General features: G+C 30.0%; 19 protein-coding genes and 1 tRNA gene. 7 read left to right on the forward strand and 13 right to left on the reverse strand.

Annotated elements, in window-relative coordinates:
- Positions 1-22 precede the first annotated feature (22 nt).
- On the forward strand, positions 23-523 hold the full coding sequence (locus V7R38_RS01965) for a metallophosphoesterase family protein (RefSeq protein ID WP_334055827.1): 501 nt from the start codon (positions 23-25) through the stop codon (positions 521-523).
- Here the strand turns inward: V7R38_RS01965 and V7R38_RS01970 are convergent.
- The 4 genes from V7R38_RS01970 to V7R38_RS01985 all read right to left on the reverse strand — a co-directional run bounded on the left by V7R38_RS01970 (position 507) and on the right by V7R38_RS01985 (position 4,546).
- Positions 507-2,216, reverse strand: a complete 1,710-nt coding sequence (locus V7R38_RS01970; RefSeq protein WP_334055828.1) for an ATP-binding protein — start codon at positions 2,214-2,216, stop codon at positions 507-509. The two genes, V7R38_RS01965 and V7R38_RS01970, sit on opposite strands and share 17 nt — an antisense overlap.
- 138 nt (positions 2,217-2,354) lie before the next feature.
- A complete protein-coding gene (locus V7R38_RS01975) occupies positions 2,355-3,029 on the reverse strand; it encodes a hypothetical protein (protein ID WP_334055829.1) in 675 nt (224 codons plus the stop codon).
- A 150-nt stretch (positions 3,030-3,179) separates the two neighbouring features.
- The gene (locus V7R38_RS01980; protein ID WP_015482022.1) at positions 3,180-3,845 is read right to left on the reverse strand and encodes a response regulator; all 666 of its coding nucleotides are present in this window, start codon (positions 3,843-3,845) and stop codon (positions 3,180-3,182) included.
- 269 nt (positions 3,846-4,114) lie between these two features.
- Positions 4,115-4,546 carry a DUF4293 domain-containing protein gene (locus V7R38_RS01985; protein ID WP_334055830.1) on the reverse strand — a complete coding sequence of 144 codons (432 nt, stop codon included), beginning with the start codon at positions 4,544-4,546 and terminating at the stop codon, positions 4,115-4,117.
- A gap of 198 nt (positions 4,547-4,744) precedes the next feature.
- Here V7R38_RS01985 and rho point away from each other — a divergent pair, with 198 nt between their 5' ends.
- Entirely contained in the window at positions 4,745-6,418 is a 1,674-nt protein-coding gene (rho, locus tag V7R38_RS01990; protein ID WP_334055831.1) for a transcription termination factor Rho, read from the forward strand.
- 153 nt (positions 6,419-6,571) lie between these two features.
- Here the strand turns inward: rho and V7R38_RS01995 are convergent, their stop codons facing one another.
- The 6 genes from V7R38_RS01995 to V7R38_RS02020 form a co-directional block, all read right to left on the reverse strand.
- Entirely contained in the window at positions 6,572-8,659 is a 2,088-nt protein-coding gene (locus tag V7R38_RS01995; RefSeq protein WP_334055832.1) for a peptidylprolyl isomerase, read from the reverse strand.
- A 122-nt stretch (positions 8,660-8,781) separates the two neighbouring features.
- Positions 8,782-10,047 carry a hemolysin family protein gene (locus tag V7R38_RS02000; protein ID WP_334055833.1) on the reverse strand — a complete coding sequence of 422 codons (1,266 nt, stop codon included), beginning with the start codon at positions 10,045-10,047 and terminating at the stop codon, positions 8,782-8,784.
- 219 nt (positions 10,048-10,266) lie between these two features.
- Positions 10,267-10,833, reverse strand: coding sequence for an LPS export ABC transporter periplasmic protein LptC (gene lptC, locus V7R38_RS02005; protein ID WP_015482016.1), 567 nt, complete (start codon positions 10,831-10,833; stop codon positions 10,267-10,269).
- A 2-nt stretch (positions 10,834-10,835) separates the two neighbouring features.
- Positions 10,836-12,161 (reverse strand): tetratricopeptide repeat protein, encoded by a 1,326-nt coding sequence (locus V7R38_RS02010; RefSeq protein WP_334055834.1) that lies wholly within the window; start codon positions 12,159-12,161, stop codon positions 10,836-10,838.
- Between the two features lie 15 nt (positions 12,162-12,176).
- A complete protein-coding gene (locus V7R38_RS02015) occupies positions 12,177-13,463 on the reverse strand; it encodes a TonB-dependent receptor (protein ID WP_334055835.1) in 1,287 nt (428 codons plus the stop codon).
- Entirely contained in the window at positions 13,460-14,188 is a 729-nt protein-coding gene (locus V7R38_RS02020; RefSeq protein ID WP_334055836.1) for a type III pantothenate kinase, read from the reverse strand. The genes V7R38_RS02015 and V7R38_RS02020 overlap by 4 nt, the downstream gene beginning before the upstream one ends.
- 99 nt (positions 14,189-14,287) lie before the next feature.
- Here V7R38_RS02020 and V7R38_RS02025 point away from each other — a divergent pair.
- A tRNA-Phe gene (locus tag V7R38_RS02025) sits at positions 14,288-14,360 on the forward strand.
- Positions 14,361-14,452: 92 nt separating this feature from the next.
- Here V7R38_RS02025 and V7R38_RS02030 read toward each other — a convergent pair.
- The gene (locus tag V7R38_RS02030; protein ID WP_334055837.1) at positions 14,453-15,337 is read right to left on the reverse strand and encodes a LysR substrate-binding domain-containing protein; all 885 of its coding nucleotides are present in this window, start codon (positions 15,335-15,337) and stop codon (positions 14,453-14,455) included.
- Between the two features lie 77 nt (positions 15,338-15,414).
- Between V7R38_RS02030 and hutH the strand changes: the two genes are divergently transcribed.
- From hutH to hutG, 4 genes are read left to right on the forward strand one after another with little or no spacing between them, the layout of a single operon-like run.
- Positions 15,415-16,905 carry a histidine ammonia-lyase gene (gene hutH / locus V7R38_RS02035; RefSeq protein ID WP_334055838.1) on the forward strand — a complete coding sequence of 497 codons (1,491 nt, stop codon included), beginning with the start codon at positions 15,415-15,417 and terminating at the stop codon, positions 16,903-16,905.
- A 7-nt stretch (positions 16,906-16,912) separates the two neighbouring features.
- The gene (locus V7R38_RS02040) at positions 16,913-18,910 is read left to right on the forward strand and encodes a urocanate hydratase (protein WP_334055839.1); all 1,998 of its coding nucleotides are present in this window, start codon (positions 16,913-16,915) and stop codon (positions 18,908-18,910) included.
- Positions 18,910-20,148 (forward strand): imidazolonepropionase, encoded by a 1,239-nt coding sequence (gene hutI, locus V7R38_RS02045; protein ID WP_334055840.1) that lies wholly within the window; start codon positions 18,910-18,912, stop codon positions 20,146-20,148. Before V7R38_RS02040 ends, hutI begins: the two co-directional genes overlap by 1 nt.
- Before the next feature lie 2 nt (positions 20,149-20,150).
- The gene (hutG, locus tag V7R38_RS02050; RefSeq protein ID WP_334055841.1) at positions 20,151-21,116 is read left to right on the forward strand and encodes a formimidoylglutamase; all 966 of its coding nucleotides are present in this window, start codon (positions 20,151-20,153) and stop codon (positions 21,114-21,116) included.
- Positions 21,117-21,171: 55 nt separating this feature from the next.
- On the opposite strand, the gene V7R38_RS02055 is transcribed toward hutG, so the two are convergent.
- Together V7R38_RS02055 and V7R38_RS02060 are read right to left on the reverse strand one after the other, a co-directional pair.
- Positions 21,172-22,020 (reverse strand): pseudouridine synthase, encoded by an 849-nt coding sequence (locus V7R38_RS02055; RefSeq protein ID WP_334055842.1) that lies wholly within the window; start codon positions 22,018-22,020, stop codon positions 21,172-21,174.
- Positions 22,021-22,056: 36 nt separating this feature from the next.
- Positions 22,057-22,974, reverse strand: a complete 918-nt coding sequence (locus V7R38_RS02060) for a geranylgeranylglycerol-phosphate geranylgeranyltransferase (protein ID WP_334055843.1) — start codon at positions 22,972-22,974, stop codon at positions 22,057-22,059.
- Positions 22,975-22,983 lie beyond the last annotated feature (9 nt).

The following is a 22,983-nucleotide window of genomic DNA, read 5'->3' on the forward strand; positions in this document are numbered from 1 at the left end:
TTTTTCTTAAGATTATACATTTATGAAAAAAATACTTTTATTATCTGATACCCATAGCTATATAGATGATCAAATATTAAAATTTGTAAAACAAGCAGATGAAGTTTGGCATGCAGGAGATATTGGGAAATTAGAAGTGACTGACGCAATTAAAAAGCTAAAACCTTTGCGTGCAGTGTATGGCAATATAGATGATAAAGATGCAAGAGCAGAGTTTCCTTTAGATGCTAAATTTAGTTTGGAGCAAGTGCAAGTTTGGATGACACATATAGGTGGATATCCTAATAAATACAACCAAAGAATTAGAGAAGAAATTAACGAGAAACCACCAAATATTTTTATTGCTGGGCATTCTCACATATTAAAAGTTGTATATGATAAAAAACTTAATTTACTTCATTTAAATCCTGGTGCAGCAGGCAATCATGGGTTTCATAAAATTAGAACCATGCTTCGTTTTGAATTAAATAAAGGGAAAATTGAAAATATGGAAGTTATTGAATTGGCTAAACGTGGCTCATAATTTCACGTTCAACAATAGGCAATTCAATAGTGATTTTAGTGCCTTTTTTCTTTGAAGAATCAATATTAAAATAGCCTTTCATCATTTGAATTCTAGCATCTATTTGATTGATACCTAAACCATGATTTTCGTTAATTTTTGTTTTATCAAAACCAACTCCATTATCTTTTATGGTAATGTATAGCTTACCTTCTTCTTCTTTTAGGGTAATTAAAGCCTTTTTAGCCATACTATGCTTTAGAATATTATTAATAAGCTCATTGATAATATTGTAAACTTTAATTTCGAAATTTTGATGATATCTGGCTACTTTCTCAATCTCTGTTTCTATGATGAGTTCAGAATTTGAATATTTTGTAGCGATTTCTTTAATTGCAAAATTTAAACCAAACTTTAGCAAAACAGAAGAAACTAGTGTGTGTGAAAGATCTCTAATTTTATGAGATGCCTCTGCAATAATTTCTTGAGTTTTATCTATTTCTAATGGTGTAGAACCATTAAACTGTTTTCTAGTTGCTTGCAAATGCAGATTAGCAGAAGATAATAATGCACTTACACTATCGTGTAAAGTTTCAGCAATTTGCTTTCTTTCTGATTCTTTCCCATCAATAGTAGCATTTAAAATCCTAACTTGAGTTTCAGATCTTAATTTGTCTATTTGTTGATTCTGTAAAAGTTTGGTTTCTGATAATTTTAAAGCGAGATTATTTTGCTTTAAATTATTCAACTTAATCTTATAGATTAAAGAAAATATTACAAGAAGGCAGGCAATACCTATTCCTAAAAAAATCTGTTGATCTTCTAATCGTTTTACTTTGGCTTTTTCTAAAAGAATCTTTTTCTGAGAATCAAAATCATATTTAAAATCAAGATCTTCAAGCATTGCTCGATATTCTATATCTCTTAAACTATCCTTTATATTATACGATTTCTCTTGAGTTTCATATGCTTTGTAATCTTTTAATACGTAAAGGTTATAAGCTAAATTGAAATATAGTTGTTCTCTTATTCTTGTTGCTCTTAAGCTTGTATCAAATTTAATTAAATCTAATGCCTTTTTATAGGTAGCTTTAGCTTGTACATAATCTTCTTGATTTAAATAATTACTAGCCAAATTACCTAATGCTGCTGATTGAGAAATTTTATTATTTAAATTTTCATGAATTGAAATCGCGTATTTAGCATATTTCTCAGACATTTTAAATGCTGAATCTTGCATGTATATACCAGATAAATTAGAAGAAGCTTTTGCTTTAATTGACTGTATATTTTTATCTAAACCATCAATATTTATAACTTTATCATAATAATTTTTTGCAGAATCACGATATATTAATCCACTAATAGAGTCCTTCAAACTTAAATTCAAAAATCCATTTCCGATATTTAAATATGCCTTACTTAAATAAAAATTATTCCGTAATAAAGAAGTTTTACCTTCTGAGATAATAGAATCTTCTTTAATATATTTTAGAGATCTTTTAGCATAACTTATGGACTTTTCAACACTATTATTATTTGCAAATATTTGTGATATTATTAATGATGTTTTATACCTAGTTTTATTATCAATATCCTGATTTAGAAGATCTAATGCATTTTTTAAAGCAACTTCATACTCTTGCTTATCCAGCAACTTTTCTAAAGTATTATATTTTTCTAAATAGGTTGAGTCTTGTGTAGTATATAACAAAAAAGAGACCTTTGAAATCAAAGGCTCTTTATGACTTATTGATAAAACTTTAAAGCTGAAGCATAAAGTTATTATCAATAAAATATATTTTTTTGTTTTCAATTAAAAAAAGAATTGAATTTAGTTCAAAAGTAATTATTAATAGTCAATAATAATAATTGGCTTTCTAATTAAAACAGCCATACCCTTATTTGAACTACCTTCTTTATGATTTACGAAATGAATAGTTAGTGGCTCACCCTCATTCTTTTCTAAAGTTCTAGAAAAATCTGTTGTTGTTGCTTTTTTATCTTTTTCTAAATGAACTTCGTAAGCCTGCAATTCAGAATTAAATACGAAAGAAACATTAGTTTTATTCTTTACTTTAAAATCTAAAGTATAAGTACCATCACTTTCAGCTACAATACTATAATCTTTTAACCTTCTTACTTTATTAGACTTAGCACTTAAAGTAATATTATCATCCTCAACATATAAATACTCATCTTTGTTAGTTGCTGCATCAACAAACGCAATCTTCATATTTGTATCGCTAATAGTTAAATTATCAGATAAAGAGCTTTTAGTTTGTTGGTCGCTTTCTGATAAAAAATACTGCTTGGTATTACTATCAATATCTAAAAAGTTATCAACTTTTGTATTATCAGATAAGTTTAAATCTAAAGAATAAGCACCAGAAGCATCTCTTTGAATTTTGTAAGTTTTTAATAAACTAGTTTTTTGATTAGCTTCTAAAGAAGTTTCATCAGATGAACAAGATGCCAATGTTAAAGATCCTGTAACAAAGAGTGCAATTAATTTAATCGTTTTCATGGTATTTATTTAATTTGGATTTATTTTTTTTATTTAAAAAAGGTAGGCATTGCAATGTAACCATGGTTAGTAACAAGTGTAGGGAATTAAAACAATCTTTATAGGGGTAATCAATTACTATTGATTAAAGAAAATTTTAATATGTGGGGGCTACACTATTTTATTTTTTACGGCATACATTGCTAAACCTACTGCATTTTTAACTTTTAGTTTTTTTAATAATTTTTTTCTGTGTGAGTCAATTGTACTAGCACTCACGTTTAATTTATCTGCTATTTCTGGTGTGCTAAGTTGCTTTGTTATTAACCTTAACACGTCTAATTCTCTCTCTGTAAGCGTTTCTAATAAAAATTTATTAGGTAAATCGCCTTGAGGCATTTGTTCTTTAGATAGTGATTGTAATAATATTTTCTGTATGTCATCACTAAAATATTGCTCTCCATTCGCTACTGCCCTTATTGCTTTCACAATATGTTCGCCAGCATAATTTTTAGTGATATATCCTTTACAACCTAGGCTCAGCATTTCTTGTACAATTTTTATATCATCGTAACTAGAAAGGATAATTACCCTTTGATCTATCTTATTACTATTAAAATGTTTAAGAACTTCAAAACCATCTAAGATTGGCATTGTAATGTCTAAAATTAGAACGTCGGCTTTGTTATTTTTATCATCGAACCAATTTGTTACCTCTTTGCCTGTTAGAGAATATCCATTTATCTCTATATCTTCATCAGTATTTATTACAGCTATAATCCCTTCAATTAAAATTTTGTGATCATCAGCTACATGAACGTATATTTTTTGTTTCATTGTTACATTACAAATTTAAAGTACTTATTAGTTTACCACAATCCCTATTTATAGGGAAATTTTACCCTCCCCATTTATGGGGATAGGCATCCCTATTTATGGGGATACTTAATTTACAAAATATTGATAATCAATATTTTATATTTATCATAATTTTCGATAAAGATAGAATGATATTTTAAATCTATAAAATAAGATTTCGTATAAAATGCAAAAAACCGAGAAACTAATCTCGGTTTTTTTCGCACTAAATATACTATCTATTTGAATTATCGTAATCTATCTACAGATTTCACAAGATCTTCATCCTTTTTAATAGCTTTATTTGCCAAAACAATAAGCAAAACAACTAAAATCGGTAAGAACATCCCAATACCTTTCTCAGAAACATTTGTTTCTCCAGATAAATTTAGAGATAAATAAATCAATAACCCTAATAAAAAAAGGTTTATCAAAATTATAACACGCCCAATTACAAACTGTAATTTTCTATTTTTAAACAAAAATATTGCCATTAAAGATAGAATTGCAGACGCTAAGAACATAAAAGGAATTACTTTAACAGTTATTGCCTCTCTTGAAAACAAATCTACAACAAATATTTTTTCTTTAATTGTATTCCATAAATTAAATACAAAAATTAAACCTCCAGAAACGATTGAGGCTAAAAGTAAATATATGCTTTGAATTCTTTGAATCATTCTTTTTTATTGAGTTGCAAAAATAGAATTTCTTTTTAAAAAAAGAAAAACTTAAAAGTGAAAAAAAAAGCATATATTTGTAACATAATAACCGCACAAATTAAATTGTATAGTACTATATACAATTAAAGACAATCAAAAAATATTTTTAAAATATCTTAAAATTTTAAGATCTATTATAACTTAATTATCATATAAATGTTCGAAATTTCTGAACTGAAAGCAAAAACTCTTGCAGATCTGCAGAAAATTGCAAAGACTATTGGTCTTACCAAAACAAGTCAACTTAAAAAATTAGATTTAGTATACCAAATACTAGACACTCAAGCAGCAAATCCTGCTTCAGCTAAAAAAGTAGAAAATACAGAAGAACCTACTAAAGCAGAAAAGCCTAAGAGAAAAAGAGTGGTAAAAAAAGCACCTACTAAACCAACTCCAGAAAAAAAGGAAACTCCTGAAGTTAAAAATACTACTGAGGCTAGAAAAGAAACTTTTAAAGAACCTGTAAAAGAAGTTAAGAAGACAGATTCTAATGCTGCTAAAACTACATCAGTAAAAAACAATCCTGCAGATAAAAAAGTAGACGCTAAAGATAAGGACCAAAAACCTGTTCATAAGAATCAACAACGCAATAACAATAATAATCAGCAGAGAAATAACAGCAATCAAAAAAATAATAAAAATCAGAATAGAGATAAAAACAACTCTAACAGAAATCATAAATCTGGCAACAGATATAGAGATCCTGATTTTGAATTTGATGGAATTATTGAAAGTGAAGGTGTGCTAGAAATGATGCCTGATGGTTATGGTTTCTTGCGTTCTTCAGATTACAATTACCTTTCTTCTCCTGATGATATTTATGTATCTCAAAGTCAAATTAAATTATTTGGTTTAAAAACTGGAGATACTGTTAGAGGTAATGTAAGGCCACCAAAAGAAGGTGAAAAATATTTTCCTTTAATTAGAGTTTCTAAGATTAATGGTTTAAACCCAAATGTTGTAAGAGATAGAGTTTCTTTCGAACATTTAACTCCATTATTTCCTCAAGAGAAATTTAATTTAGCAGAGAAAGGTTCTTCGTTATCAACAAGAATTATCGATTTATTCTCTCCTATTGGAAAAGGGCAAAGAGGTATGATTGTAGCACAGCCTAAAACAGGTAAAACTATGCTACTTAAAGATGTTGCTAATGCAATTGCTGCCAATCATCCAGAAGTATATCAGATTGTTTTATTGATAGATGAAAGACCAGAAGAAGTAACAGATATGCAAAGAAGTGTTCGTGGAGAAGTAGTTGCTTCTACTTTTGATGAACCAGCAGATAAACATGTACGTGTAGCAAACATTGTTTTAGAAAAAGCAAAACGTTTAGTTGAATGTGGGCATGATGTTGTAATTCTATTAGATTCTATTACACGTTTGGCAAGAGCTTATAACACAGTTGCACCTGCATCTGGTAAAATTCTTTCTGGAGGTATAGATGCAAATGCATTACACAAACCAAAACGTTTCTTTGGAGCTGCAAGAAACATAGAAAATGGTGGTTCTTTAACCATTATTGCTACTGCTCTTACAGAAACTGGTTCTAAAATGGATGAAGTAATCTTTGAAGAATTTAAAGGTACAGGAAACATGGAGCTTCAGTTAGATAGAAATATTTCTAACAGACGTATTTATCCTGCAATTGATTTAATTAAATCCTCTACAAGACGTGATGATTTATTATTAGATGATAAAACAGTGCAAAGAATGTGGGTTTTACGTAAGTATTTAGCTGATATGAATCCTATTGAAGCTATGGAATTTATAAATGAAAGAATTAAGTTCTCTAAGAATAATGATGAGTTCTTAATCTCAATGAATGGTTAAAGCCATTTAAACAATATCTAAAAAGCCTTTTTGATTACTCAAAAAGGCTTTTTTTATGTGGTTAATCTTAGTATCTATCTTCTTAAATTATTGGGTATAAAAAAATCCGTTCAATACAATTGAACGGATTTTTTTTAGTTATTAAAGCCTGTACTAATTACTGTACATAAAAGCTCTATTATCTTCTACATCTGAAGCCTTTTTAATAGCTTCATACATTTTAAATGTTTGTCTTTTTCTAGCTTCTGCAATACGTTTTCTGTTAGCATCGTAATTTGGTAAAGCAGTTGGTTCTTCTATGCTTGTTAATTTAAAAGCAAATACTCCTCTATTACCTTCTACTTTGTTATATAATTTTCCAATTTCTGCATTATACATTGCACCTACAATTTTAGGCTCTACACCAACACCAGATAAAGTAGGACTTTTTAATGTAATGTTACTTGCAGTTCTTAAACTTGTATTGTTTGCTTTTGCAATTTCTGGTAAATCAGATCCATTGAATTTTTCAGCAATTAAAGCAGCTTTCTTTTCATTCATTAAGATTGGTCTAACTTTACTTGTAGCTTTATTCACAGACATTAAACCTTCTTCTTCTATACCTGTAACAAAAGCAACTACATGACTACCTTCTAAATCAAAACGCTTAAAAGCATTTACATCTGTTTCATTATTAAACGCCCAACTAACTATTTGTCTTTGGTTACCAATTCCTGGTACACTTTCATCTAAAACTTTTAAACCTACTGCTGGCTTTGGCTTGTAGTTCAATTCTTTTGCAGCATCAAAGAAATTATTTTCTTTAGAAACGGCTAAAGCAAACTCTTCTGCTTGTCTAAAAACAGCATTTTCAGTTTCTTCAGAAGGCACAATATCTTTACTAAATGTTGCCATTTTAATTACCTTCTGCTTATTTTTTTGATCGTCTATTTTAATTACGTGAAATCCGAAAGGAGTTTTAACAACATCCATATCTCCTTTTTTACCTTCAAAGGTAAAATCTCTAAAAGCTGGAGTCATTCTATTGTAATTATACCAATCATATTCTCCACCTTTAACTGCTGAAGCTTGATCTGAAGAAAATTCTTTTGCTAAATCAGCAAACTTGCTTTTTCTTCTTTTAACTACTGCCAATAAACTATCTGCCAATTGCTTTGCTTCCTCTTCTGTTCTAGTAACATCTGCAGCTACTCTTTGAGCACCAACAAAAGGAATTAAAATATGACTTGCTTTTACAGAATCTGGTAATTGAGTTACTTCTGTAATTTTAGATAATTTAATTGCATTTAAATCTTTATAAGGACCAACAATGTCACCTTCATTTGCTGCAAATAAATCATCAGCAATAATTGCGTTTACATTACTTTTAAATACATAACCTGTATTTAAACCAGTATCAGAATCATTTTCAGATAAAAATAACACATCGTTATCTGTAGTTTTAAAATCTTCTTTTAAACCAGCTACATCTAACATTATTGCTTGCTCATCTTCTGGAGTTGCAACAATATCAAATTTTACATAAGAAATATCTCTTGATGCCTCAACTTGAAATTGATCTTTATGGCTTTGAATATATGCTTCTACTTCAGATTTTTTTAATTTTACTAAACTATCTGCTATTGAAGTATAAGGTACATATACAAACTGACCATTTAATTTAGTATTATCTATTAAATATTGTATTTCGCCTTCTTTTAAAGAAGCTCCTAAACCTGCAGTTACTAAATTGTTAAATGTATTTGTTTCTGCATTGTCTCTAACTTGATTCATATAAGAAGACCATTGAGCCCATAATTGCTCATTGTTTTCTTTAGTATCTGCTAAAAATTGCTTGAATTTATTTTCATCAAATAAACCAACTTCGTTTTGATACTGAGGGTTGTTTTGTACAAAAGGTGCATTTACAACTTCGTTCCAAACATCAGCCTCACCAATTGTAATACCAGCTTCGTTTAATTGATTTTTGTAGATTTTTTTTCTTACGATATTATCCCAAACTGTTTTTGCTGCTTGCATCTCAGAAGCTCTACCTCCAGTTTGTTGTTTATAACTTTCTAATTCATTAGCAAATTCTTGTCTAGAAATAGCTTCTCCATCTACCTCACCAACTTCATTTACTTTACTAGAATTGAAAAAATCACCAAGTGTTGATGGATCTAATACAAAAGCAAAAAGTGCTAATCCAATAATGATGATTAAGAACATTGAACGTTCTCTAATTTTTGATAAAACTGCCATATGATTTTTAAATTAATTTCAGTGGGCGAATATACATTTTTGCTTTTAATATTGCAACCCAATTTCTACTTATTAGTAGCTTGTTAAGTGATTTTAAGAAGTGTGTATGAGGGAACTATAATTTAGTCTTCTAGATTAGAAATTTTAAGTGAAACCTCGTCTATTTTTGCCCCACTTATTTTAAGGATGGTTATCTCAAAATTATCTATTTCTAACACCTCTTTTTCTTCAGGAATATTTTCTGTGTGCTCTATAATAAAACCCCCTAGAGTTTCATAGGCTTCAGATTTTGGTATATTTAGGTCATACTCTTCATTCAAATAATCTACTTCTAGTCTTGCAGAAAAATTAAAGTGATCATCTTTTAATTTCTCTTCTAAAAACTCTTGAGAATCATGTTCATCTTCAATCTCTCCAAACAATTCTTCTACAATATCTTCTACTGTAATCATACCAGAAGTACCTCCATATTCATCCACTACCACTGCAACACTTTTTCTTTTTTTCATTAGAGTGTTTAGAATATCGTTAATCATCATAGATTCTGGAACGATTTCTAAAGGCAGCAAAATAGACTTTATAGTCTTTGGCTTTTTGAATAATTCAAATGCATTTACATAACCCAAAACATCATCTAAAGAAGTTTTGTAAACTAATACTTTAGACAAACCTGTTTCTATGAAAAGCTTTTTAAGATTGGTAACCGTTTCATGAATTTCTACAGAAATAATTTCTGTTCTTGGCACCATCACTTCTCTTGCTTTCACATTCTGAAAAATTAAGGCATTCTGAAAAATTTGTATTTCTGAATCTACTTCTTCATCATCATTTCCTATTTCTAATTGTTCATTAATGTAATTCCCTAATTCTTCTTTACTAAACTCTGTTTGCTGTTCATCTGAATTTGTTTTGAAAAAAACACGCAGAAAAAAATCAGAAATTAGGGTGATGAACTCTGAGAAAAAATGAAACAAGTAATAAAATATATAAGCAGGTATTGCAAAAATTTTTAAAACTTCATTGGCGTAAATTCTAAAAATAGCCTTTGGTAAAAACTCAGCAGTTATTAAAATAATTATAGTAGATATTACTGTTTGAATTAGTAAAATAGAAAAATCATTATAACCTTCTAAAGGAAAAAGTCTTATAAGTAAACTACCCATATAATAACTGTAGATTACCAAAGAAATATTATTACCAACAAGCATTGTAGTAATAAACTTAGAAGATTTTTGGGTAATAATCGTTAGGATTTTAGGTATAAAACCAGCTCTTTTTTTCTCTAACTCAATATGCATTTTATTTGCAGAAACAAATGCAATTTCCATACCTGAAAAGAATGCAGATAATAGAATAGATATAATGATAATAATGAGTTCGACCTCCATTAAAAAAGATACGTATTACTTATTTTGGTTATTTCTTTTTTCAACTTTTTTTCTAAAATGTCTTTTAAAGAAAAACACTAATGTAATAAAAATTGAAAAGCCAAGAAACAAATAAGCTCTAGTTCTTTCTGTATTAAAACGAACTATACCTTCTACCAAACAAATAAAAGCGACCATTAAATATCCATATTGAAAAAATTTCCAAATTTTAGTCATAGTTTAATTTTCTGAAGTTTCTAATTTTCCTGTTGTCTTTTTTGCGAGATGTTTAGACAAATCATCTTTAGATTCAAAGCCAATACCAAATATGGTATCGTTTTCTTTGGTTAGGGTAAATGGTTTTTCTGACACGAAATACTTTGTTTTTTCATCCCAAAATAATTGTTCTGTTACTAGTTTAGATTTATCTGTATGATTCTTTACAACTACATTACCTCTAATTTCAGAAATGGATGTTTTAGAATAGGTTATAGCATAATCTCCAATTATGGTTACAGAATCTACACCTTTATTCTCAAAATTTATGATTTTAATTCCATTTGGAAACTCACTGTAAGGATGAGCTTGCCTATTACTAAAATCTAACATTTTATTGGTAATAAGCTTAGAAGTAATTCTACCAGAATCTTTATAAATATGATAAATATTTTTGGCTGTACCTACAGGTAAATTTTTATCAGCTAAGAAATCTCTAGCTTTTTGAGTGTTATTAGAACATGAAAAAAGTACTACTGTTAATAAACAAACAGCAGTACTTTTTATAAATATTTTAAAAATGTTTTTCATCCTTAGTCGCTTGAAGCAACCTTAACAGTTTCACCTATCCAACATTTAATTGTATGTGAAGCTCCAACTTGTGCACCTTTGGTAAAAATTACTTTTTTACTTGGTAAGTTTGCTTTGTAACTTCTAATATATCTAGAAGCAGTAGATGAAATACTTGGGTCTACTCTTGCAGCAATTTGCGCTTGTCTTAATGCAACTGCATAAACCATTCTTTTTTCGAATTCATCATCTCCACAACTGTTTACACTTGATTGATATAAGCTACCAATTAATAAATAAGCTCTACCATAGTTAGGGTTAAAACTAATTGCTTCTCTAGCTAAACTTCTTGCCTTAGACAACTGTCCTTTAGACTTAGCTGCTTGAGCAAATTTTAATTTGTACTTTGCTTTCTTTAAAGGATCTGTCTCTAATTGAAAAGCTTTTTCTCTCATTGCTGCAGCTCCACTATCATCGCCATTCTTTTCTAAAATTCCTGCATAAAATGTATATGAATCTGGTGATGGTGCTGCCTCTGCATATGCTTGAGCTAACCTCTCATACATTGGTTCATCTTGACATTCTTTTTGGAACATTCTAGATACTGCTCTTCTTAACCAAACAGAATTGGTTTTATTTGCTTCAAAGTCTCTTTCATATAAAGGAACTAATCTCTCACAAGTTGCAATTTCAGAAATCATATTATCTAAACCTCCTTCAATTTGACCTAAAGCTTTAGAGTTCACAGTGTAAGCATAAATTTTCTTTTTATTCTTTACAGTATCTACACTTAATTTTCTTAATTGAGCTGCGTAATTATCTAATTTCTTGTTTACATTTTCTAAAACATCATCATAAGTATCGAATACTTTTTGAGGATTTGCATCTTTATTTCTATCAGTTACTCCTTGAAAATAAACATATAAGTTTTTTACACCCATTTTTGTAGGGTCTATACTATAAGCCTTTTCTAGTAAAGCAAAAACCTCTTCTTCTGAACCTAATTTATTTTTTAACAAATAAGTTGCATAATCACTATGAACCTTTGCTGGGTTTTTCTTCGGAAAATACTGCAATCTTTGTTCGTAAATTCTTTTAGCTAATGCAGGATCTTTAAGACGTTTTTCAGCCAATGTAGAACCCAATTGATAGATACTTACAGATAAATCTTGGCAGTTATCTAACAAATAATTCAAATTAACTAAAGCATCATCGTTCTTTTTAGAGGTATAATCACCTTTAAATAAGTTATAGTTTTTTTGACACTCTATTTTTGCATCATCTTGCCCATTAGTTTTAGCAGAAATAAATAAAAGGGTTGCTGCTAGTAAAAACGTTATTTTCTTCATTTTGATAGTTTTATTTTAATCTATTTTTCTTTTTACGAACCAAGTCTCAGACAAAGATAAGCTTAATCTAAAATTAAAATAATTTTCTTGAATTAAATTATTTTCTGTAGTTCCTCTTTTACCAAATTCAAATCCAGCATTAATGGTAGATAATCTCTTTAGTGGTAAACCTAAACCAAAAGATATGCCAAAGTCCTTAATTTCTGTAAAATTTGTGTTAGTTCCTGTACCATCTACCAGTAAACCAGTGTTCTCAAATCGTAAACCAGCTCTATAAGTAACTCTATTCCAATAGCTTGAAATTGAATTTATTTTAGGTAAGTAATATCCTCCTAAAGAAAATCTATTCGATTTTCCATATCTGTATGCGTCATTCGAATTGGCTAAAAGCCCATTTGTAGTAAAAGCATCTTGACTTTCGTACTCAACTCCTGCATACCATTTGTCTAGTTTACCAATACCAGCACCAAATGTAGATTTGATTGGTATGTTAAAACTACCATCTATGGTTGATGTAGATAAAGTATCTCTAGGAGATTCTGAACCACCATTGGCAAAAGTTAATGAATATAAATAATCTCTTCCTGTAACATTCAATTCATGCTCTAATTTTACAGTAGCTCCTAAATCTAATACTAAATTATTTTTTAGTTCCTTTTTATATTGAGCACCTATTTTTAAAGCACCTCCTCTAATATCTGTATTCTCATTATACTTTGTTGCTAAAGAAACATTGTCTCTCTGGTTGATAATACTATTTTCTACATTACCAAAGCTAAAATCTGCCTCTAATCCTAAAGAAAATTCTTTGAATAATTTAATACCAAAGCTTCCATATATTTTATTAATACCACCATTTCCAGAATAAAGTGTAATTTCTGAAGTACTACCATCTGAATTTAAAACTGCATTATTTAAAGAATATCCTACAGAAGAAAAAGGTTGTAAACCAATAGAAAATCCAGCTTTTTTACCAATTGGAACAGCTAAAGCAACATATGTAATACTTGTTGATGTACTATTCTGACTTGTATTGGCCGTTTTTACTGTTAAATCGTTATTCAACAACCCAAAACCATAAGTCGTGTAACGTAAATTTGCGTAAGCTGCTGGGTTTGTAAAGTTTAAATATTTGTAATGGTTAAATGCAACACCAATACCTCCCATAGAATTTTGAATTACTGTATTCGTATTAAATTCTTCACCTACTCCAAAATATGAATAAGGAGATGAATTAGATCTTTGGGCCATAAAGCTTACAGAAGCAAATAGTAAAACAATTACTATAATCTTTCTAATCATTTGTTATTGTTAAAAATAAGTATTCTATTTAATCCTTCTAGGAGAAAATTTTGATTGGCAAATATGCTACTTTTTAATTGTTTTGACAAGAAATTTGTATCTCCTCCTGTTAAAACAACTGTTAAATCTGAATATTTGTTTTTGTATTGAGAAATGATGCCTTCAATTTCTTGAACAACCCCATTAACAACACCTGAATGAATACTTTCTTCTGTACTATCACCAATAAAATAATTAGGAATTTGAGAATCTAACAAAGGTAATTTAGAAGTATAATGATTTAATGATTTGTATCTCATTTGAATTCCTGGAGAAATAGCGCCTCCAAAATACTCTTTATCCTTGCTTACAAAATCATAAGTTATGCAAGTACCAGCGTCTATGATAAGTGTATTTTGATTTTCATGTTCCAAAACAGCTCCAAAAACAAGTGCTAACCTATCTAAACCTAAAGTATGAGGTGTAGCATAATTGTTTGTAAATGGCAGTTGCATTGTAGAACTAACTCTAGTTAATGGCACAATTTTATTGATATTATTGAGCAATTTCTCTGAAATTGAGGAAACATTTGCAATTATTGCTTCTTGAACTGCATATGATTCTACTATTTTTTTTATTTCAGTAATAATTTCGTCTAGCATAAAAACTTCAAATAAAAGAAGCTTATCATCCTCAAATACAGCAGCTTTTACTCTTGTATTACCAACATCAATTGTTAAATTCATTCTTTAAATTTAAGGAATTTCAAAAATACAACACATTTTTTTCAAATTTATGTAGGAGATGTAAAAAAACATTTTATATTTGCATCCGCTAATGGTAATGGTACCTTAGCTCAGTTGGTAGAGCAAAGGACTGAAAATCCTTGTGTCCCTGGTTCGATTCCTGGAGGTACCACATTATAACCCTGTAAACATTCGTTTACAGGGTTTTTGCTTTTAGTAAAATACGTATAAAGTCAAAATGATATGACTCTAGAAACCCTAAATTTAAATAAGATTTAGAAATTCCTGTAAAATAGGGTTGGTATTTTTCTTATTCCAAACCACAGAAAGCTTGGTTCTTTGAGGTATCATATCTAAATCTATAAACTTAATCTTATAACCTTCTTTTTTAGCTAAAGATTTTGGCACTATAGAAATTCCGAAATTATTTTCTACCAATTTAAAAATAGAACTTGAGTGAATGGTATTGTGAGAAACTATTGGAGTAAATCCACAATCATCAAAAATTTGCATCACTTTTTCATGATAAGACGCACTGTATTTCCAATCAAACAAAATAAAAGAAGCTTCTTTAAAGTCGGATATACTTTTAAAATTGGTTTTATCTACAGGATGATTTTTTGGTAAAACCAAACAGAAATGCTCATTCAAAACTGTTCTAATTTCTAAATCTCTAGGAATTCTTCTTAACCTTACAAAACCAACATCGATAGACAACGCCAATAAATCGTCAATTTGCTTTTTGTTATCCAACTCTTTTAAATCAAACAAAACATTAGGGTTTTGCTTTTCAAAATTGATTAATAATTTAGGAATTACATCCTGCATAGCAGAACCTACATACCCAATTTTTAAATCTCCCTTTTTACCATCTTGAAGCAGTTTTGCACTATCCAATGTATTTGTTAACATTTTTAATTGATTCGTAAATTCTACTTTTAAATACTCACCAACTGCAGTTAATACTACGTTTCTATTATTTCTTTCAAATAAAACTACACCTAATTCCTCCTCTAAAATTTTAATCTGTCTGCTTAATCCTGGCTGAGAAATAAATAGCTTTTCTGCGGCTTTTCTAAAATGCAATTCTTCAGCAACTGCTAAAAAATATTTGATATGACGTAATTCTATTTGATAACCTGTAAGCATTATTTAACGATATAAATGATATTATAAAGCATCAAAAGTAATTATAACTTTGTAGCAATACAACACAATAGAACACAATGTTTAAATACGGAATAGATACTCTTACACTTGAAAAAGTAAACAAAATAGCTAACGGAACTTTAAAAGCAGTAATTACAACCGAAGCAAAAATTAATATTAATAGTTGTAGAGCAAAAGTTACTGCAATTACAGAAAGTGATAAAGTGGTTTATGGAATAAACACTGGTTTTGGACCTCTTTGTGATGTAAAAATCTCTAAAGAAGAAACCAACCTACTTCAAAGAAATCTATTGATTACGCATGCAGTTGGTGTAGGTGAAAACATAAACAAACGCTTATCTAAATTAATGATGATTTGCAAAGTTCATGCTCTTTGTCAAGGTTTTTCTGGTGTTCGATTAAAGCTTATAGAACGTATCGTTTTTTTTATAGAAAATGATTTACTACCAACTGTTCCTAAGCAAGGTTCTGTGGGTGCTTCTGGCGATTTAGCTCCACTTTCTCATTTATTTTTACCCTTAATTGGTGAAGGCGATTTTTGGGTAAATGATGAAATATATACTGCCAAAGAAATTTTAGAAATCTACAATTTAGATCCTATAGAACTTGAAGCTAAAGAAGGTTTAGGTTTAATTAACGGAACGCAATTTATTTTAGCACACACCATAACTGGCCTTGCAAAAATGGAATACCTACTTGATTTGGCTGATGTTTCTGGAGCTATGAGTATAGAAGGTTATAAAGGTAGTTCATCTCCTTTCAAAGCTGAATTGCATGAAATAAGACCTTTTAAAGGTGCTATTGATGTAGCTAAAAGAATGAGAAATTTGTTTAAAGATTCTCAGAACATCGCCTCTCATGAAAATTGCGAACGTGTTCAAGACCCATATTCTATGAGGTGTATTCCACAGGTTCATGGTGCCTCTAGAAATGCATTTAATCATTTACTAGAATTAGCAGAAATAGAAATGAATTCTGTTACAGACAACCCAATTGTGCTTAGTGAAACTGAAGCTATTTCTGGAGGGAATTTTCATGGTCAGCCTTTAGCTATGGCTTTAGATTATTGCTCTATTGCAGCCTCTGAGTTAGGTAATATTGCAGACAGACGTTGCTATTTATTATTGGAAGGTAAATATGGGCTGCCAAGATTACTTACCAAAAGTGGAGGACTAAATTCTGGCTTTATGATTCCTCAATACACAACTGCAGCATTGGTTACAGAAAACAAATCGCTTTGCTTTCCTCCTTCTGCAGATAGCATTCCAACTTCTCTAGGTCAAGAAGACCATGTTTCTATGGGAAGTATTTCTGGTAGAAAACTAAATCAGATTTTAGAAAATTTAGAAAAGATACTAGCCATTGAATTACTCTATGCTGCACAAGCTTTAGAATTTAGAAGACCTAATACTTTTTCTGAAATTATAGAGAAGAATCATAAAATTATAAGAGCTAAAGTTAAAAAACTAGAAGAAGATCGTTTGTTGAAAGACGATATAAATGCTCTAATTCAGCTCGTAAAGAACAAAAAAGTAATTGTAAAATAAATATACTATGACTTTTAAGGAAGAAATACTACAAGGAATTCCCAACAAATTACCTTCTAAAAATAGAGATTTAGAAAGTGCAAATAGGGCTCCTAAAAGAAAAGATATTTTGTCGATTTCTGAAAAGAAATTGGCAATAGAAAATGCTTTACGCTACTTTCCAAAAAAATGGCATGAAGAATTAGCACCAGAATTTGCTGCAGAGCTAATTGAATATGGAAGAATATATATGTTTCGTTTTAAACCAAAACATAAAATTTATGCTAGGCCAATTTCTCAATACCCTGCAAAAACGCAAGAAGCAGCTGCTCTAATGTTAATGATTCAAAATAACCTGAATCCTGATGTTGCACAACATCCAGAAGAGCTAATTACGTATGGTGGTAATGGAGCTGTTTTCCAAAATTGGTCTCAATACTTATTGGTTATGCAATATTTGGCTTTAATGACAGATGAACAAACTTTGCATTTGTATTCTGGTCATCCAATGGGATTATTTCCTTCTAGTAAAAACGCTCCAAGAGTAGTGGTTACAAACGGAATGATGATTCCTAATTATTCTAAACCTAATGATTGGGAAAAATTTAATGCTTTAGGCGTATCTCAATATGGACAAATGACAGCAGGTTCTTTTATGTACATTGGGCCACAAGGAATTGTTCATGGCACAACAATTACTGTAATGAATGCCTTTCGTAAAATTTTGAAACCCGATGAAAATCCGAATGGAAAAATTTTCTTAACTGCTGGTTTAGGTGGTATGAGTGGTGCACAACCAAAAGCTGGCAACATTGCAGGTTGCATTACTATTTGTGCTGAAGTAAATAAAAATGCTGCTATAAAAAGGCATCAACAAGGTTGGGTAGATGTTTTAATTGATGATATAAACATCCTAGTTGAAATCACCAAAAAAGCACAAAAAAATAACGAAATTGTATCTATTGCTTACATAGGAAATGTAATTGAAGTTTGGGAAAAATTTGATGAAGAAGATATTTTTATACACCTTGGTTCAGATCAAACCTCGCTTCATATTCCTTGGACAGGAGGATATTATCCAGCAGATTTAAACTATGAAGAAGCCAATACGTTAATCAAAGAAAATCCTGAATTATTTAAAGAAAAGGTTAAGCAATCGTTGATTAGGCATGCAAATACAATTAATAAACATACTGAAAAAGGAACCTATTTTTTCGATTATGGAAATGCCTTTTTATTGGAAGCTTCAAGAGCAGGTGCAGATATTATGGCTGATAATAATATCGATTTTAAATACCCATCTTACGTACAGGATATATTAGGCCCAATGTGTTTCGATTACGGTTTTGGCCCTTTTAGATGGGTTTGTGCATCAGGTAATGATGATGATTTGGATAAAACCGATGAAATTGCTGCGAAGGTTTTACGGAAATTGATGAAAAAATCACCCCAAGAAATTCAACTTCAAATGCAAGATAACATCACTTGGATAGAGAATGCAAAATCCAACAAAATGGTGGTTGGCTCTAAAGCTAGAATTTTATACGCAGATGCAGAAGGTAGAATAGAAATTGCTAAAGCTTTTAATAAAGCTATAAAAAATAAAGAGATTGGTCCTGTAATTTTGGGGAGAGATCATCATGATGTAAGTGGCACAGATTCACCATTTAGAGAAACATCTAACATTTACGATGGTAGTAAATTTACTGCAGATATGGCTATACATAATGTAATTGGAGATAGTTTTCGAGGTGCAACTTGGGTATCTATTCATAATGGAGGTGGTGTTGGCTGGGGAGAAGTTATTAATGGTGGCTTTGGAATGCTTCTAGATGGTACTTCTAAAGCCGAACAAAAACTTAAAAACATGCTCTTTTATGATGTAAATAACGGTATAGCTAGAAGAAGTTGGGCTAGAAATGACGAAGCCATTTTTGCTATTAAAAGAGAAATAGAAAGAACTCCAAATCTAAAAGTAACTTTACCTAACTTAGTAGATGAAACCCATTTAAAAAACCTCTTCTAATGCAAATACTATTCAAAAATATTAAAGAATTACTGCAAGTAAGAGAAGGTAGCATCCAATTTCTTTCAGGAGAAGAAATGAACATACTACCCACCATAAAAAATGCATTCTTACTTATAGAAAATGGTCTCATAAAAGATTTTGGACCTATGAAAATTTGTCCAAAAATCCATTGTAAAGTCATTGACGCTAGTGGTAGAATGATTTTACCTTCTTGGTGTGATTCCCATACGCACTTGGTTTATGCTGGTAATAGAGAAGACGAATTTGTAGATAGAATAAAAGGCTTAACCTATGCACAAATTGCAGAAAATGGTGGTGGCATATTAAACTCGGCCAAGAAATTACAAATCACTTCAGAAGATGAACTTTATTATCAAAGTAAAAAGCGCTTAGAAGAAATCATTCAGTTAGGTACAGGTGCTGTTGAAATTAAATCCGGTTATGGTCTTACTAAAGATGCAGAACTGAAAATGTTACGTGTCATTAAACGTTTAAAGGAAAATTATCCTATAGAAATTAAAGCAACTTTTTTAGGTACACATGCAGTTCCAAAAGAATTTAAAAATAATAAAACAGGCTATTTAAACCTTTTAGTTAATGAAGTTTTACCAATAATTGAAAAAGAAAATTTAGCTGACTTCATTGATGTTTTCTGTGAACAAGGTTACTTTTCTTTAGAGGATACTAAAATGATTTTAAAAGCAGGCTCAAAATATGGCTTACAAGGTAAAATTCATGTAAATCAATTTAATGCATTTGGTGGCGTACAGGAAGGTTTAAATCATAATGTTTTATCTGTAGATCATTTAGAGGTAATGAGAGATCATGATATAGCCGATTTAAAAAATACGCAAACAATGCCAGTTGCCTTGCCAAGTTGTTCCTACTTTTTAGGAATACCTTATGCACCTGCTAGAAAAATGATTGATTCTGGATTGCCATTAGCCTTAGCTACAGATTATAATCCAGGCTCTACTCCTTCAGGAAACATGAATTTTGTAGTTTCTACAGCTTGCATTAAAATGAAAATGACGCCTGAAGAAGCCATAAATGCAGCCACAATTAATGGTGCTTATGCTATGAATCTTCAAGAGCAAGTGGGCTCTATAACTAAAGGTAAATTAGCAAACCTAATTCTTACCAAAGAAATAAATTCATACAACTACATCCCTTATTCTTTTGGTAATCTTAGTGTAGCCAAAGTATATTTAAAAGGGCAAGAAATTAAATCGTAAAAATGGAGTTTCTCAAGAATTTAAAAGTTAAATATCAAGAAGCAAATAAGAAATTATATTCAGGAAGAATATCTGAACATAATGATCAATATTGGCATGAAAAAATCTCTATCTCCAATATTTCAGACATTGATAAAAAATCAAAAAATCAATTTGGAATTATTGGCTATGCTTGCGATGAAGGTATAAAAAGAAATTTAGGTAGAATTGGTGCAAAAAATGGACCAGATTCTGTTAGACGTAAATTAGGAAAATTGCCCATCCATTTTAACGATAAAAAAATCACAGATTTTGGTGATATTATTTGCACTGAAAACAATTTAGAAGATTGCCAAATTGCTTTCTCTAAAACAATATCTCAATTGATTTCCAACAACCATTTTCCAATAGGAATTGGTGGAGGACATGATATTGCTTATGCTACATTTAATGGAATCAAAAATGGAGTAAAAAATAGTAAGGAACAGAAAATCGGAATTATAAATTTTGATGCTCATTTTGACTTAAGAACAACAACTTTTCAACCAAATTCTGGCACGCCCTTTCATCAAATATTATCAGAAAATGATAATGTAACCTATTTGGCAATTGGGATTCAACAACGATCTAATACCAAAGAATTATTCAATACTGCAAGAGAAAAAAACGTTTCATTCATTACCAATTTAGAATGTGAGACCTTTTCTGAAGAAATTAAATCTAAGTTAACCTCCTTTTTAACTAAAATCGATTTGCTTTACATCACCATAGATTTAGATGGATTATCATCTGCATATGCTCCTGGAGTTAGTGCACCTTCTCCTTTTGGATTGTCCCCCAATTTTGTTCATCAAACTTTAGTTTATTTATTAAAAAGTAAGAAAATCATTGCTTGTGATATTGCAGAACTTAACCCAATTTTTGATCAAGATGACATTACAGCTCAACTTGCTGCAAAGTTGATAGACTGCATTGTAGTTAACGCATAAAAAAACCTTTTAAGAAGAACTTAAAAGGTTTATTAAATTGTTTTGCAAATAGCAATTATTTCATCATTTGCAAATTGCTTACTTCTTGATTAGTTAAAGCTCTCCACCTACCTCTTGGTAAATTTTTCTTAGTTAACTCAGCAAAAATAACTCTATCTAGTTTGTTTACTTTATAGCCTACGTGTTCAAAAATCTTTCTTACAATTCTATTTCTACCAGAATGAATTTCGATACCAATTTCTGTTTTAGGTTGCCCATCCACATAAGAAACAGCGTCTATAAATACTTTTCTACCTTCAATAATTACCTCACCTCTTAACTTCTCTAAATCCTTTAAATCTAGTTTTCTATCTAAAGAAGCATGATATAATTTACGCACATTGTGCTTTGGATGCGTTAATTTTTTAGCCAAATCACCATCATTGGTAAATAATAGTAGACCAGTTGTGTTTCTATCTAAACGTCCAACAGGATAAATTCTCTCTTTTGATGCATTAGAGACCAAATCCATTACTGTTTTACGTCCACGATCATCATCCATGGTAGTAATGTAATTTTTAGGTTTATTTAATAAAATATACCTTTTTTGCTCTGGTGTAATAGATGTACCATCAAATTGTACTACATCATCTGGTTGTACTTTATAGCCCATTTCTGTAACCAACTTACCATTAACCTTTACACTTCCATGTTCTATATACGTATCTGCCTCTCTTCTAGAACATACTCCAGAATTGGCAATGTATTTGTTTAAACGTATTCCTGTTGATGTGTTGGTTTGGCTTGATTGCGAAGATTTGTTAGAATCTTTTTTTGAAGTTCTCTTGTTAGAGGGTTTTCTACTTAGAGGCTTACTATTTTTGCCTTCAAGTCGTCTTCTCGACGAGTTTTTATTTGAATTCATTTTATAAATTTTTGCAAAGGTACTTAAATTAGATTTCTAATTTAAGCTATCTATTACTTTTTCTAAGAGCAATGAAGTATCTATAAAAACCAAACAAAAAACACCTATTAAGAGTAAGATCTTCAGAGTATTATGTAACAATCTATATTGATTTTTCTGGTGTGACACCCAAAGTAAAATACCAACAGCAATTAAGGTAACCAAGGCTAAGTAAAAATAATATTTCATGTAACTCAATTCAGGAAAACGAAATAGAATAGCAATTGGAAATATGGTAGAAATTAATAAAACAATAGATAATTCTTTCGTTTTTCGCTCACCATAAGCCACAGAAAAAGTATTATAATTATTGGCTAGAGCACCTTTCATATTTTCTAAATCTTTAATTAACTCTCTAACCATAATTACTAAAAATAGAAAAATGGCATGCACAAAGATAATTTCTGAGAAGTTTTTGAAATACACAAAAATGACAAAAAAGGGTAAGATGGTTAAAACAGTGGCTGATATTAATCCTGTAAAAGGATATTTTTTTAGTTTGTGCGAATAAAACCAAATTCCGAAAATATAAACCGAAAAGAAAAGAGCAGCTTTCCAACTAACAAGCCAAGAAAATACAAACCCAATAAAATTTAATAGAAAATAGAGACTTAATTTAGTCTCTTGCTTTACGTAATTATCAATCCCTGTTTTTACTGGTCTATTAATTCTATCTACCTTAACATCGTAAAAATTATTGATGATATAACCAGCTGCTACAACACAAACAGTTGCAATTACAGTAAATAATAAGTGTAAATCAAAAACAACAGCTCTAATAGAATTTTGGGGCGAAAAAATAAAGATAGCCGCTAAATATTGAGCAGCAATTAACACCAAAATGTTATAGCCTCTTACAACAGATAGTAAACTAAAAATTTTTTTAAGGAAAGTCTTCATTTTTGAAGAACTCATAAGAGATGA

The organism is Polaribacter sp. P097 (assembly GCF_036864555.1).
GTDB lineage: Bacteria > Bacteroidota > Bacteroidia > Flavobacteriales > Flavobacteriaceae > Polaribacter.